Source organism: Pseudoroseomonas cervicalis (assembly GCF_030818485.1).
GTDB lineage: Bacteria > Pseudomonadota > Alphaproteobacteria > Acetobacterales > Acetobacteraceae > Pseudoroseomonas > Pseudoroseomonas cervicalis_A.
In genome coordinates this window covers 39,690-52,456 of sequence record NZ_JAUTAJ010000004.1, presented here as the reverse complement: position 1 = coordinate 52,456, position 12,767 = coordinate 39,690, and the positions used below count along the sequence as shown (strand labels likewise).

13 protein-coding genes are annotated in these 12,767 nt (G+C 73.8%); 5 read left to right on the top strand and 8 right to left on the bottom strand.

Annotated elements, in window-relative coordinates; all coding sequences use genetic code 11:
* Positions 1 to 34: 34 nt before the first annotated feature.
* From QE401_RS04070 to QE401_RS04055, 4 genes are all read right to left on the bottom strand, one after another.
* Positions 35 to 2,230, bottom strand: coding sequence for a putative bifunctional diguanylate cyclase/phosphodiesterase (locus QE401_RS04070; RefSeq protein ID WP_307136989.1), 2,196 nt, complete (start codon positions 2,228 to 2,230; stop codon positions 35 to 37).
* An 84-nt stretch (positions 2,231 to 2,314) separates the two neighbouring features.
* Positions 2,315 to 2,761 carry a thioesterase family protein gene (locus QE401_RS04065; protein WP_307136988.1) on the bottom strand — a complete coding sequence of 149 codons (447 nt, stop codon included), beginning with the start codon at positions 2,759 to 2,761 and terminating at the stop codon, positions 2,315 to 2,317.
* Between the two features lie 4 nt (positions 2,762 to 2,765).
* The gene (locus QE401_RS04060) at positions 2,766 to 3,230 is read right to left on the bottom strand and encodes a hypothetical protein (protein ID WP_307136987.1); all 465 of its coding nucleotides are present in this window, start codon (positions 3,228 to 3,230) and stop codon (positions 2,766 to 2,768) included.
* 2 nt (positions 3,231 to 3,232) lie between these two features.
* Positions 3,233 to 3,940 (bottom strand): RraA family protein, encoded by a 708-nt coding sequence (locus tag QE401_RS04055; RefSeq protein ID WP_307136986.1) that lies wholly within the window; start codon positions 3,938 to 3,940, stop codon positions 3,233 to 3,235.
* 222 nt (positions 3,941 to 4,162) lie between these two features.
* Here QE401_RS04055 and QE401_RS04050 point away from each other — a divergent pair, with 222 nt between their 5' ends.
* Complete coding sequence (locus QE401_RS04050) at positions 4,163 to 5,809, top strand: methyl-accepting chemotaxis protein (RefSeq protein WP_307136985.1); 1,647 nt, start codon at positions 4,163 to 4,165, stop codon at positions 5,807 to 5,809.
* Entirely contained in the window at positions 5,806 to 7,002 is a 1,197-nt protein-coding gene (locus QE401_RS04045; protein ID WP_307136984.1) for a PP2C family protein-serine/threonine phosphatase, read from the top strand. The genes QE401_RS04050 and QE401_RS04045 overlap by 4 nt, the downstream gene beginning before the upstream one ends.
* A gap of 7 nt (positions 7,003 to 7,009) precedes the next feature.
* Here QE401_RS04045 and bla read toward each other — a convergent pair whose 3' ends face one another.
* Positions 7,010 to 7,900 carry a class A beta-lactamase gene (gene bla / locus QE401_RS04040; protein ID WP_307136983.1) on the bottom strand — a complete coding sequence of 297 codons (891 nt, stop codon included), beginning with the start codon at positions 7,898 to 7,900 and terminating at the stop codon, positions 7,010 to 7,012.
* Positions 7,901 to 7,998: 98 nt separating this feature from the next.
* Here bla and QE401_RS04035 point away from each other — a divergent pair, with 98 nt between their 5' ends.
* A complete protein-coding gene (locus QE401_RS04035; protein WP_307136982.1) occupies positions 7,999 to 8,874 on the top strand; it encodes a LysR family transcriptional regulator in 876 nt (291 codons plus the stop codon).
* Positions 8,875 to 8,971: 97 nt separating this feature from the next.
* Complete coding sequence (locus QE401_RS04030; RefSeq protein ID WP_307136981.1) at positions 8,972 to 9,409, top strand: cupin domain-containing protein; 438 nt, start codon at positions 8,972 to 8,974, stop codon at positions 9,407 to 9,409.
* A gap of 127 nt (positions 9,410 to 9,536) precedes the next feature.
* On the opposite strand, the gene QE401_RS04025 is transcribed toward QE401_RS04030, so the two are convergent.
* From QE401_RS04025 to QE401_RS04015, 3 genes are all read right to left on the bottom strand, one after another.
* Positions 9,537 to 10,940, bottom strand: coding sequence for a M20/M25/M40 family metallo-hydrolase (locus QE401_RS04025; RefSeq protein WP_307136980.1), 1,404 nt, complete (start codon positions 10,938 to 10,940; stop codon positions 9,537 to 9,539).
* Positions 10,941 to 11,055: 115 nt separating this feature from the next.
* The gene (locus tag QE401_RS04020; RefSeq protein WP_307136979.1) at positions 11,056 to 11,445 is read right to left on the bottom strand and encodes a hypothetical protein; all 390 of its coding nucleotides are present in this window, start codon (positions 11,443 to 11,445) and stop codon (positions 11,056 to 11,058) included.
* Complete coding sequence (locus QE401_RS04015; RefSeq protein WP_307136978.1) at positions 11,435 to 12,058, bottom strand: glutathione S-transferase N-terminal domain-containing protein; 624 nt, start codon at positions 12,056 to 12,058, stop codon at positions 11,435 to 11,437. Before QE401_RS04015 ends, QE401_RS04020 begins: the two co-directional genes overlap by 11 nt.
* Before the next feature lie 170 nt (positions 12,059 to 12,228).
* Here QE401_RS04015 and QE401_RS04010 point away from each other — a divergent pair, with 170 nt between their 5' ends.
* Positions 12,229 to 12,681 carry an Lrp/AsnC family transcriptional regulator gene (locus QE401_RS04010; protein WP_307136977.1) on the top strand — a complete coding sequence of 151 codons (453 nt, stop codon included), beginning with the start codon at positions 12,229 to 12,231 and terminating at the stop codon, positions 12,679 to 12,681.
* Positions 12,682 to 12,767: the final 86 nt, after the last annotated feature.

Here is a 12,767-nt window from a genome sequence, read left to right as displayed (position 1 = left end):
GGGGCGGGGCGGCGAGACCCGCCCCGCCGGCCGCTCAGCCGGCCTGGCGGCGCAGCGCCGGGCGGTCCAGCGGATAGCCGGAGGGGCGGGCGGTGGCCTCGGCCTCCGCCTGCAGCAGCGCCGTCATGGCCGGCACCGGCAAGGGCGGGCTGCACAGGAAACCCTGATACTCCTCGCAGCCCTGGGCGCGCAGCCAGTCGAGCTGCGCCTGGGTCTCCACCCCTTCGGCCACCAGATTGACCTTCAACAGCCTTCCCATGGCGATGACCAGGGCGGCGATCGGCCGCTCGGTCTCCAGCCCGGCCAGGAAGGAGCGGTCGATCTTCAGGCTGTCGACGGGATAGCGCTGCAGATAGGCGAGGTTGGAATAGCCGGTGCCGAAATCGTCGATCGACAGGCGGAAGCCCTGGCCGCGCAGCGCCATCAGCAGCTCCAGCGTCGCCAGGTCGTCGCCCATCAGCGTGCTCTCGGTGATCTCCAGCTCCAGCTGGCGCGGGTCGCAGCCGGTGTCGCGCACCAGCCGGGTGATGCCGGGCAGGAAATCCGGGTCGCGGAACTGCCGCGGCGAGATGTTGACCGAGACGGACAGGTACAGGCCGCGCGCGGCCCAGGCGCGCTGCTGCCGCGCCGCCGCCCCCAGCACCCAGCGGCCGAGCGGGATGATCAGCCCGGTCTCCTCGCACAGGCCGATGAAGCGGTCCGGCGTGATGCGGCCGAGCCGCGGATGGTTCCAGCGCAGCAGCGCCTCCGCCCCGCGCAGCCTTCCGCTGCGCACGCAGAGGCGCGGCTGGTAGTAGAGCTCGAACTCGCCCTGCTGCAGCGCCTGACGCAGCTCGGCCTCCAGCGTGTGGCGCTCGCGCGCGCGGTGGTCCATCTCGGGCGCGAAGTAGCACCAGCCATCGCGCCCGGCGGCCTTGGCGACGTAGAGCGCGAGATCGGCGCGCTTGGCCAGCTCGTCCACATCGGTGCCATGCTCGGGGCAGAGGCTGATGCCGATGCTGGGCGTCACCTGCAGGCGCTGGCCGGCGATCTCGATCGGCAGGGAGAGCGCCTCGCGCAGCCGCTCGGCGACGCTTTCCACCTCGCCCGGCTGGTCCTGGCGGCGCAGCAGCAGCAGGAATTCGTCGCCGCCCAGGCGCAGCACCTCATCCTCGGCGCGCAGCAGGGCGCGCAGGCGGCGCGCCACCTCGACCAGCAGCCGGTCGCCCACCGGATGGCCGAAGGCGTCGTTGACATGCTTGAAGCCGTCGAGGTCGATGAACATCAGCGCGACGCCGCCGCCCTCGCGCAGCCGGGCGAAGGCCGGGTGCAGCGAGGCGCGGTTGGGCAGGCCGGTCAGCACATCATGGCTGGCCAGGAAATCCGCCTTGCGCTCGGCCTCCTTCAGCTCGGAGACATCGACCTCGCTGACCAGCCAGGCGGGCTGGCCGGTGGCCGGGTCGTGGCAGCGGCGCAGCGTCACCTCGTGCCAGCGCGTGCCGCGCGCGGTGCGCATGCGCACCACCGCCCGCCCCTCGCCCTCGCGCTCGACCAGGGCGCAGAAATCGGCGTGCTGCCCGGCATCGACGAAGCGGTTGCCGAAGCTGGTGCCGCAGCCCGGCAGGGCGGCGCGCGCCGCCGGGTTGCGGTAGAGGATCTGCCCATCCGCCGCGTAGAGCGCGATCATCACCGAGGTGTGGACCAGCGCCTCGATGCTGCGCAGCGTCTCGGCGCCGGCGGCGAAATCATCGACCGTCTCGCACAGCATGGCCATGCGGCCATCGGCCAGGCGCAGCCCGCGATAGGCGACCTGCAGGCTGCGCGGCTCGCCGCGCGGATAGACGGTCCAGAGCTCGGTGAAGCTGGTGTCCAGGCGGATGAAATCCTCCTGGTACTGGCGCAGCCGGCGGGCGACGGCCGGCGACATGTCGCGGCCGAGATCGCGCGCCGCGAGCTCCGCCATGCTGTCCGCCCGCCACAGCCGCAGCGCCGCCGGATTGGCCCAGGGGATGCGGCAGCGGTCGATGTCATAGACCCAGAGCGCGGTCTTCAGCCGGTCGAGCGGCCCGTCCCCCTCCCAGGGCGGCGCGGCGGCGGGCGGCGGCCCTTCCGGCGCCGCCACCGGTGCCGCGGCCGGCGGCCGGGCGGGCGGCCGATCGGCCTGGCGCTGCCCCGCCCCGCGCGGCAGGTCCGGCGCCGGATCGGGCGGCCCAGGGCGGCGGAGCGGATAGGTCAGGAGACGGCGGTGCATCGTCGGTTCCGGGGGACCCGCCTGCTTTAGACGGCCGACTCTTGCCGAAAGGTGAAGCGGTGACGCCGGAGCGTCAATTTTTCCTCAATCCGTGCGGCGCAGGGTGAGACGCCGCGCCGGCGCCCCGCCGGGCGCCGCGGCGAAGGCGGCGCGCACCGCCTCCGGCCAGGGCGCCACCTTGCGCCGCTGCAGATCGACGCAGAGGAAGAGCAGCTCGGTCTCCGCGCTCTCCCACCCCTCCTCGGCCTGGAACAGGCGGTGGCGCAGCAGCAGCCGCTTCTCGTCATGCGCCAGCACCTCGCTGCTGGCGGCGAGCGGCATGCCCTCTCGCACCTCGCGCCGGTAGCCCACCCAGCTCTCGGCGGCGAAGGTGCCGAGGCCCTGCGCCCGGAACGCCTCGCCGAGGCCGAGGCCCGGCCACAGCGCATCCGTCGCCAGGTCGAAGGCCACGACGTAATAGGCGAGGTTCATATGGCCGTAATGGTCGACCCATTCCGGGCGGACGGGGCCCAGGGCGTGGCGCGCCGGCATCGGCTCAGCGGCAGCCCGGCAGGTTGACGAACAGCCCCGGCGCCTCCGGCACCGGCCGCGCGCCGGGGCAGCGGGCGCCCAGGCTCAACCGCTGCGCATCCTCGCCCGGCAGCGGCGGCGCCGCCCCCACCGGCACGCTGCGCTCGCGCCGCGCGCGCTCGCCGGCCGCGCCCAGCGAGGCGGTGCATTCCAGCCGCTCGCCATCGCCGCGGGTCAGCCGCACCAGCGCCCGGTTGCCGCCGAGCGGCAGCGCCGCGGTGGCGACACCGCCCTCGACCCCTTCCAGGCAGGCGGCGATGCCGGGGGCGATCTGCGGCAGGAAGCGCGCCCAGCCATCCTCCTGCGCCCGCGCCGCACCCACGGGCGCGGCGGAGAGGGCCAGCAGCGCCACCCCGAACAGGGCGGCCCCCATCAGGGCGGGGCGCGCCGGGCGGCGGTGGGCAAGGCGGCAAGGGGTGGCTGGGCGCATGCTCAATGGATCTCCTGCGAACGCGACAGCGCCTCCTTCAGCGCCGCCACGGAAAAACGGTCGGACCGGCACAGATCGAGGATCACCTTCTCGCGCCGCGCGCCAAGCTCGATGGCGGGCAGCAGCTGGCGAACCGCCGCATGCGGGATGACCACCGCGCCATGCCGGTCGGCATGCACCACGGCGTCATGCCGGCAGGCCATGCCATGAACCGACACCTCCTGGCCATAGGCGACCATGTGAACATAGGCGTGGCTCGGGTTCACCACCCCGCCCAGGATCTGGAAGCCCGGCGCCAGCGCGTCGATGTCGCGGAAGGAGCCGTTGGTGACGCAGCCCTGCGCGCCCAGCGCCTGGTGCACGGCCGAATGCACCTCGCCCCAGAAGGCGCCATAGCCCGGCGTGTCGTCCAGATCCTGCAGCACCACGATGCTCGGCATGGCGCTGGCCGCGACGTATTCGTACCAGCCGACGCGCACCGCATGGTCCTCGGCGGCCGGGCGGCCGGAGGGGGCGGCGGCGCGGATGGTGCCGGTGCGGGCCAGGCCGCAGATCGGCTTCAGCCCCGGCTCGGCCGCCACCAGCGGGCGCAGCGTGTAGCCATGGCCGCGCCGCTCCGGCGCCACCAGCTCCAGCGCGTTGCAGATGGTCGGCGTGTCATAGGCCCGCAGCGCTTCCAGATCGGCGGCGGTGAAGGGATAGGCATCCATGGCGGTCTCCTCGCTCCCGGCCGGTTTCCGGCTCGTTGCGCGGCCAGCATCGCCAGCCCGGGGCCCGCGCGTCAAACCGGCGACCGGCACGGGTCCGGAACGGACCTTCCGCAGCCCCTGGCAGGCCTCGCCCGGCCGCCGCCCCGGGGTCCGAGCGGCCAGGCGGGGTTGGCGGCGGGGGATGTCCGGCGGTAGCGTGGCGCGCGTAGCCTCCGGAGCCCCATGTCCGCGACCCCGCCCGCCCCCCTTCCCGACCCGCCGCAGGCGGCCAGCCTGCGCGGCGGCCCGCCGCAGGGCGGCGCGCGGCGGGCCCGGCTGCCCGCCTGGTTCGGCCGAATCGGCACCCGCGCCGCGCTGGTGGCGGCGCTGATGCTGGCGGTGGTGCTGCTGCTCAGCGGCACGGCGCTGGTCACCGACCAGCGGCAATCCGACTTCATCGAGCAGATCGGCGTGCGCGACCGCGAGGCCGATGCGGCGGTGGACGAGCTGACCCAGCATGTGGCCGATTTCTCGGCCGGCTTCGCCAGCGTCATCGCCGGCGTGCTGCAGCCGGTGCCGGCGGCGCCGCGCATGGTGCGCGGCGGCGAGCAGATCCTGCGCAGCTTCGCCCGCGTCGACACGCTGCTGGGCCAGAGCCTGGACCCGATCCTGATGGGCGGCGGCCGCGACATGGCCGGCCGCATGCCGGAGCTGGTGGAGCAGGTGCGCGCCGCCTTCGCCGGCCGGCAGCGCGACCGCTTCGGCCCGCTGCACGAGGAATGGCTGGACTACATGACCACCTATACCCGCATCGCCAATGCGGCGCGGGACTATGTGCAGAAGCGCGGCGACCAGTCGCTGGCCGAGGCGCGGGAGCTCGCCGCCCAGGCGCGACGTGTCGTGCTGGTGGCGACGCTGCTGGGCCTCGCCGGCTCGGGGCTGATCCTGCTGGTGCTGGTCTCGCTGATCGCGCGGCCGCTGTCGCGCATCGCCCGCGCCATGGAGGCGCTGGCGCGCGGCGACCTGGCGGCCGAGGTGCCGGAGACCGGGCGCTCCGACCAGCTGGGCGGCATGGCGCGCGCCGTGGTGGTGTTCAAGCAGAGCCTGGTGGCCACCCACACCCTGACCGACCAGGCGGCGGAGAATGCGCGGCGTACCGCCATCGCCACCACCCAGGCCTCGGACGCCATCGGCCAGGTCAGCGACGGCGCCATGACCCAGCTGGCCGAGCTGCGCCAGGTGGCCGACGCGCTGTCGCAGACCGCCGAGGCGATCCGCGACGTGGTGCGCTCCACCGCGCTCTCCAGCGACCGGGCGCAGGACGCCAAGGCGCTGCTCGACGCCAACCTGACCAAGGTGCGCAGCCTGATCGGGCTGGTCGACGCGGTGAGCGACGACACCGAGCGGGTGACGCGCATCGCCGGCACCATCTCGAAGATCGCGACGCAGACCAACATCCTGGCGATCAACGCGGCGATCGAGGCGGCGCGCGCCGGCGAGCATGGCCGTGGCCTCGCCGTGGTGGCCGAGGAGGTGCGCGCGCTGGCCGCCAGCAGCGAGCAGCTGGCGCAGGAGATCGCCGATGTCGTGCTGGTGGCCGGCCGCCGCACGCGCGAGGGCAGCGGCACCGCCGCCGCGGTCGGCGAGGACATGGACGCGCTGGAGCGGCTGGTGGCCGAGGGCGCGCGCCTGTCCGGCGCCATCGCCGTCGCCATGGAACAGCAGCAGGCGACCGTCACCGACATCCATGCCCGGGTGGGCACCCTGACCCGCATCGGCCAGTCCAACGCGACGGCGGCGGAGGAGATCACCGTGACCATGATCGACCTGGCGAAGCTGGCTTCCGAGACGCAGAGCGCGGTCGAGAGCATGGCGGGGCGCGGCGCGTGAGCGACACTGCCCCCGCCGCCGAGGCCGCCGCCGCCAGCACCGATGTCGCGCTGCTGGTGGTCGATGACAGCAGCTTCAACCGGCTGATGCTGAAGCGCCGCCTGGGCGAGCTCGGCTACACCAACATCACCATGGCCGAGGATGGCGAGCAGGGGCTGGCCGCGATCGAGCGGCAGCGCTTCGACGTGGTGCTGCTGGATCTGGAGATGCCCAGGCTCGACGGCATCGCGGTGCTGGAGCAGCTGCACGCGGCGCGCGGCGCGGCGCCGCCGGTGATCGTCATCTCGGCGCTGACCGAGATGGCCAAGATCGTCCGCTGCATCGAGCTGGGCGCCGAGGATTACCTGCCGAAATCCTTCGACCTGCCGCTGCTGCGCGCCCGCCTCGGCGCGGTGCTGGAGAAGAAGCGGCTGCGCGACCTGGCCGACCAGCGCCTGGCGCTGCTGGAGGCGGAGCTGGAAAGCGCGCGCGCCGCGCAGCTCTCCCTGGTGCCGCGGGATTTCGCGGCCATCGCCCCGGCCGGGCTCGATCTCTGCGCCGCCATGGTGCCGGCGCGGCAGGTGGGCGGCGATCTCTACGACGCCTTCCGCATCGCGCCCGGATTGCTGCTGATCACCGTGGCCGATGTCGCCGGCAAGGGCGCGCCGGCTGGGCTGACCATGGCGCGCAGCCTCGGCCTGATCCGCGCTGCCGCCACGCTTCTTTCGGCGGGCGGCGAACGGCCGGACCCGGCGGCCATCATCGCCCATGCCAATGACGATCTGGCCCGCGACAATGAGAGCCAGACCTTCGTCACCATCGCGCTGGCCGTCATCGATGCCGCCACCGGCGAGGGCCGCATCTGCGTCGCCGGGCATGAGGCGCCCTACCGCCTCTCCGCCGGTGGCATCGCGCCGCTCACAGGCCTGACCCGGCAGCCGCCGATGGGCGCGATGGAGGGCTACCCCTATGGCTCCGACCCGCTCGCCCTGGCGCCGGGCGAAGGGCTGCTGCTGTTCAGCGACGGCGTGACCGAGGCCGAGGATTCCGGAGAAAATTTCTTCGGGCGCGAGCGGCTGGAGGCGGCGCTGGCGCCGCAGGCCAGCGCCGCCCCGGTCGCGGTGGTCGAGGCGGTGCTGCGCGCGGTGGAGGGTTTCGTCGCCGGCGCGCCGCAGGCCGACGACATCACCGTGCTGGTGCTGCGGCGCAGCTGAGGCGGCCTCAGCCCAGCGCCCGCACCGCCGCCCGCGCCACCTCGGCCAGCAGCGCCGGGCGCTCGGCGGCGGCGATGCGGGCCTCGGTGAGATAGGCCACCAGCAGCACCGGCGCGCGGCCGGGCGGCAGCAGCAGCCCCACATCATTGGCGATGCCGGCCGAGGGGCTGCTGCCGGTCTTCTCGGCGGCGCGCCAGCCCTGCGGCAGCCCGGCGCGGAGCTGCGCATCGCCGGTGCGGTTGCCCAGCAGCCAGCCCATCAGCCGCTCGCGCGAGGCCGGCTGCAGCGCATCGCCCAGCGTCAAAGCGCGGATCAGGAAGGCCATGGAATCGGGCGTGGTGGTGTCGCGCGGGTCGCCGGGGCGGCCTTCGTTCAGCGCCGGCTCCGTGCGGTCGAGGCGCGTGGTGGCGTCGCCCAGCCCGCGCAGGAAGGCGGTGAGCCCGGCCGGGCCGCCGACCGTGTCCAGCAGCAGATTGGCCGCCGGATTGTCGCTCAGCGTCACCGTCGCCTCGCACAGGGCGGCGACCGTCAGGCCGGGCCCGCCGGCGGCCGGGCCGGTCACCGGGGCATGCGGCACCAGATCGTCGCGGGTGAAGCGGATGACGCGGTCCAGCCGCTCCTTCCCCTCATCCACCCGGCGCAGCACGGCGCCGGCCAGCAGCAGCTTGAAGGTGGAGGCCATCGGGAAGCGCTCCCCGGCGCGGTGCCCGGCGCGGAAATTGCTGCCGGTGTCGAGCAGCGCGACGCCGAGGCGGCCGCCGCTGCGCGCCTCGATCTCCGCCATGCGGCGGCCGAACTCCGTGGCGTCGGGCGCGGCCAGGGCGGCGCGCCAGGGCATGGCGGTCCACAGCGTGGCGCCGAGGGCGAGGCCCTGCAGCAGATGGCGGCGTTGGGTCATGGCGGTGTCTCCCGTATCGTTCCGGGCGGCACCATGGCGGGGCGATGCCCCCTCGACAAACGGGGAGATTTGCGGCGAAACCCCAGGAAAATTTGGGCATGAACGGCATGCGCAGCCATCTTCCGCTGAACGCGCTCCGCGCCTTCGAGGCTTCGGCGCGCCATCTGAGCTTCACCAAGGCCGGGCTGGAGCTGCATGTCACCCAGGCCGCCATTAGCCATCAGGTGAAGAGCCTTGAGGAAAATTTGGGGGTCGCGCTGTTCCGCCGGCTGCCGCGCGGCCTGGCGCTGACCGATGAGGGGGCGGCGCTGCTGCCCGAGATCGCCGAGGGCTTCCGCCGCATCGGCCGCAGCCTGGACCGCTTCGAGGCCGGGCAGGTGCGCGAGGTGCTGACGGTCGGCGTGGTGGGCAGCCTGGCGGTGGGCTGGCTGCTGCCGCGGCTGGAGCGCTTCCGGCAGGCGCATCCCTTCATCGATCTGCGGCTGCTGACCAACAACAACCGCGTCGACCTGGCCGGCGAGGGGCTGGATTGCGCCATCCGCTTCGGCGATGGCGCCTGGCACGGGACGGAGGCGGTGCGGCTGTTCAGCGCGCCCCTCTCCCCCGCCTGCGCCCCCGGCGTGGCGGCGCGGCTGCGCCGGCCGGAGGATCTGGCGGGCGAGGTGCTGCTGCGCTCCTACCGCGCCGATGAATGGCCGCGCTGGTTCGCGTCGCTCGACCTGCCCTGCCCGCCGCCGCGCGGCATGATCGCCGATTCCTCCCTGGTGCTGGCCGAGGCGGCGGCGCAGGGCGCGGGGGTCGCGCTGCTGCCGCTGCGGCTCTTCCCGCGCGAGCTGGCGGAGGGGCGGCTGCTGCGGCCCTTCGCCGCCGAATTGTCGCTCGGCGCCTATTGGCTGAGCTGGCTGCGCTCCCGCCCGCCGGGGCCGGCGCTGCGCGCCTTCCAGTTCTGGCTGCTGGAGGAGTCGCAGGGCTGAGAATCGGCGCCGGGGCCCTGGATCGGGCGGGCCAGGCGCCGCGAAACCGGGCATGCTGAGGCATGGCCGGACGCAACCGGCCGGAGGAACGCCCCGAATGCGCCTTGCCCCAAGCGGCCTCGCCGTGCTGGCCGCGCTGCTCGCCGCCGCCTGCGCCACGCCGCCGCCCACCCCGCCCGCCGCCCCGCCGGTGGCGAAGGTGGTGGAGATCTATCGCGGCAGCGCCACCGCGCTCGGCCAGCCGCTGCGCTTCCCGCAGCGCGACGGCACGCTGGTGATCACCACCTACGACATCCCGCCCGGCGCCCGGCTGCCGGTGCACCGCCATCCGCAGCAGCGCATCGCCTATGTGATGGAAGGCCGGCTGCTGGTGGCGACGCCGGAGGGGCGGCGCTGGGAATACAAGGCCGGCGATGTGGTGGTGGAGATGCTCGACCACTGGCATTGGGGCGAGACGCTGGGCGAGGAGAACGTGCGCCTGCTGGTGATCGACCAGACCGAAGGCGGCGGCGGCAACACCGAGCTGCAGCACTAGGAAGCTGCCGCCGGGGGGGCGCCCGGGAACCCGGTGCCCAGGCGCCGGGCCTCCGGCGCGGTGCCGGGCCAACCGGCGGCGCCGGGCGGGGCGGGCCATGCCCACCCCGCCCAAACCGAAAGAAAGATCAGCGGCGCGCGGGCAGGCCGGGCTCGCCCAGATCCCACCAGAAGCCGGCGAAGGCCAGGATGCCCTCGCGCGCCGGCGCCTTCAGCAGATGCTCATCCGGGCCGTGCTGCTTGCAGCCATTGTAGCTGTGCGGCACCCAGACCAGCGGCACGCCCAGATGGTCGACGAAGACGTCGCCCGGCAGGCCGCCGCTGCTGTTCGGGATGATCTGCACCTTGCGGCCCAGGCTGCGCTCCATGCTGGCCTGCGCCCAGCGCACCCAGGGGTGGTCCGGCGCGGTGCGGCTGGCCGGCATGCGGACGAAGGCGTTCTCGATCGCCACGACCTGCAGCCCATGCGCGTCCAGATGGCGGCGCAGCGCACCCTCGAACTGCGCCGGGTCGCTGTCCACCGTGTAGCGGATCTGGCAATGGGCCTTGGCCCAGGGCGCCACCGCGTTCACCGGGTTGGACGGCACGCCGCTTTCCATCGCCAGCACGATGAAGCTGTTCCAGCCATAGATCTTCTCGGCCGCGGTCAGGCCGGGCTCGCCCCAGGCCTCGTCGATGGTGGCGGCGCCGTCGCCGCCGCCCACCGGGCAGCCCTGCAGCACCGCCTTCACCGCCGCCGGCACGCTGCCGCCGGCCGGCAGCCAGTCGCGCACCAGGATCTTGCCGTTGCGGTCCATGATGGTGGAGAGCGCATGCGCCAGCACCACCGCCGGGTCGGTGGTCAGCCCGCCCCAATGGCCGGAATGCACCCCGCCCTCGCGCAGCTTCACCACCAGGTCGCAATGCCAGGTGCCGCGCGTGCCGGTGGCGATGGTCGGCACCTCCGGCATGACGCGCGGCCCGTCGGAGGCGATCAGCGCATCGGCCGCCAGTTCCTCGGCATGGGCGGCGACGAAGGCGCGCAGCCCCTTGCTGCCGCGCTCCTCGGCCATTTCCAGCACCAGCTTCACATTGGCGCCGAGCCGGCCGCCACGCTCGGCCAGCACGGCCTCCAGCGCCGCCAGGTTGATGCCGTGCTGGCCTTTGTTGTCGGCGGTGCCACGGCCATACCAGCGATCGCCGCGATCGGTCAGCACCCAGGGCGACAGCCCCTCGCTCCACTGCGCGTCCAGCCCGGCGACGGTGTCGCCATGGCCGTAGAGCAGCGCAGTCGGCAAAGACGGGTCCTCGATGCGGCTGGCCATCAGGATCGGGCCGAAGCCGGGCTCGGGATTGTCGTGCAGGGAGACGCTGAAGCCCATGCGCTCCAGCCAGGGGCGGATCAGCCCGTCCAGGTAGCGCGGCAGCTCGGCCGCGTGGCGCTCCTCCTGAGAGGTGGAGGCGATGCCCACCATCTGGCCCAGCAGCGCGGCATAGCCACCCTGGTCGAAGAATTCCCCCGCGCGCCGCAGCGCGCCCTCGCGACTGGCCATGGCCGTCTCCCCTGCTGTCGCGGCGATGCCGCGCCCTGGGAGACAGGCATTGGCCCCAGCGGGGCGGCGCGTCAACGTCCTGCCTTGGGCCCTGCCGGGCGGAGCGCCGCGCGGCTCAGCGGCTGGTGCGGGCCGGGGCCAGGCCGGTGGTCGTGGCGGTGGCGCCACCGCCGCCGCTGCCGCCGCCGGCCAGGCTGCCACCCAGCAGCGCGGCCGCCGCCAGCGGCAGCACGGCGCCGAGCGGCCCGGCCAGGCCGGTGCCACCGGCCGGCAGCTGCACCGGGGCGGGGCCTTCCGCCGCCTCGGCGGCGGCGGCCTGGGGCGCCGCGGCGCGGGCGGTGGGGGGGGCCACCAGGCGCGGCTGCGCCTGGCCGCGCGGCGGCACCACCACGCCGGATTCGGCCGGCACGGTCACGCTGCGCAGCTGGGCCATGGCGCCGGCCGGCAGGCAGAGCGGCGCCAGGGCGCAGAGCAGGATCCTGAGGCAGGCGCTGTCACGACGCATGGATCACCTCGGGCTGGGTCGCCTGGAAGGCGGGCAGGGTCAGGCTGGCGGCCTCGGCCGCCAGCAGGCGCGGGAAACCGAGGGCGACGCCGAAGCGCCGCGCCTCCTGCAGCTGGGGCACCAGGCAGATATCGGCCAGGCCCGGCTCGGCGCCGAAGCAGAAGGGCCCTTCCCCGCCATGGTCGAGCAGCGCCTCGCAGGCTTCCAGCCCCTCGGCGATGGCGCGGCGGCCCCAGAGCTGGGCCTCGCCTTCCGAGGCGCCGGTGCCGCGCAGCCGCTCCAGCACGCGCGGGCTGTAGAGCGGTTCCATATCGGCGGTCAGCGCCAGGGCGAAGGCGCGCACCCGGGCGCGGGTCATCGGGTCGGGCGGCAGCAGCGGCGGGCTCGGCCACATCTCCTCAAGCCATTCGAGGATGGCCAGCGACTGGCGCAGCACCTGGCCATCCGGCAGCTCCAGCACCGGCAGCAGGCCGCCCTGCGGCGCGGTGGCCAGCATCAGCGGGCTGCAAGGCGGATCGCGCAGGGTGACCGAGACCGTCTCCACCCCCTTCAGGGACAGGGCGATCCGGACCCGCGTGGTCGCGGCGCAGTGGCGGTAGCCATGCAGGCGCATGCCGGGTTCTTCCCTCCCGATACCGTGAAGATACACGGAACCGCATCGATCTTCCAGCGTGGCGTTCACGTCCAGGTTGTAGAGCCTGGTCCAGAGGTTTATCGCCTCAGGAAAATGGCCAAATTATTGCCACGCCCCAGCAGGGGGTGGCATCGGGCAAGGGGAGGTTCATGGACCAGACGGATCGCCGCATCTTGCGGGCGCTGGCGCGCAATGCGCGCCTGACCAATGCCGAGCTGGCCGAGCAGGTCGGCCTCTCCCCCTCCCCCTGCTGGACGCGGGTGCGGCGGCTGGAGCAGGCGGGCATCATCCAGGGCTATGTGGCGCTGCTGGACCAGGCGCAGCTCGGCCTGCCGGACACGGTCTTCGTCGAGATCATGGTGGAGAAGCATGACGAGACGGCGCTGGCCCGCTTCGAGCAGGCGGTGCAGGACATGCCCGAAGTGCTGGAATGCCACCTGACCACCGGCGAATACGACTACCTGATCAAGGCGGCGGTCGGCGGCACGGCGGGGTATGAGGCGCTGCTGCGCGAGAAGCTCTACCGCCTGCCCGGGGTACGCCACACCCGCACGGCCTTCACGCTGCGCTGCCTGAAGCGGACGATCTCACCGCTGCCGTGAGTCTTCGTTCTTTTTTGAAAAAAAGAACCAAAAAACTTCTGTCAGTTTGGCGTCCCGCCGGGACGGGAGACGGCGGCAGCCTGGAA

What these genes read in the sequence shown, in the direction of transcription:
- QE401_RS04015 (WP_307136978.1), bottom strand. Translation starts at nt 12,058, where the DNA reads ATGCGCCTGCATGGCTACCGCCACTGCGCCGCGACCACGCGGGTCCGG.
- QE401_RS04025 (WP_307136980.1), bottom strand. Translation starts at nt 10,940, where the DNA reads ATGGCCAGTCGCGAGGGCGCGCTGCGGCGCGCGGGGGAATTCTTCGAC.
- QE401_RS04055 (WP_307136986.1), bottom strand. Translation starts at nt 3,940, where the DNA reads ATGGATGCCTATCCCTTCACCGCCGCCGATCTGGAAGCGCTGCGGGCC.
- bla (WP_307136983.1), bottom strand. Translation starts at nt 7,900, where the DNA reads ATGACCCAACGCCGCCATCTGCTGCAGGGCCTCGCCCTCGGCGCCACG.
- QE401_RS04060 (WP_307136987.1), bottom strand. Translation starts at nt 3,230, where the DNA reads ATGCGCCCAGCCACCCCTTGCCGCCTTGCCCACCGCCGCCCGGCGCGC.
- QE401_RS04010 (WP_307136977.1), top strand. Translation starts at nt 12,229, where the DNA reads ATGGACCAGACGGATCGCCGCATCTTGCGGGCGCTGGCGCGCAATGCG.
- QE401_RS04035 (WP_307136982.1), top strand. Translation starts at nt 7,999, where the DNA reads ATGAACGGCATGCGCAGCCATCTTCCGCTGAACGCGCTCCGCGCCTTC.
- QE401_RS04020 (WP_307136979.1), bottom strand. Translation starts at nt 11,445, where the DNA reads ATGCGTCGTGACAGCGCCTGCCTCAGGATCCTGCTCTGCGCCCTGGCG.
- QE401_RS04070 (WP_307136989.1), bottom strand. Translation starts at nt 2,230, where the DNA reads ATGCACCGCCGTCTCCTGACCTATCCGCTCCGCCGCCCTGGGCCGCCC.
- QE401_RS04030 (WP_307136981.1), top strand. Translation starts at nt 8,972, where the DNA reads ATGCGCCTTGCCCCAAGCGGCCTCGCCGTGCTGGCCGCGCTGCTCGCC.
- QE401_RS04050 (WP_307136985.1), top strand. Translation starts at nt 4,163, where the DNA reads ATGTCCGCGACCCCGCCCGCCCCCCTTCCCGACCCGCCGCAGGCGGCC.
- QE401_RS04065 (WP_307136988.1), bottom strand. Translation starts at nt 2,761, where the DNA reads ATGCCGGCGCGCCACGCCCTGGGCCCCGTCCGCCCGGAATGGGTCGAC.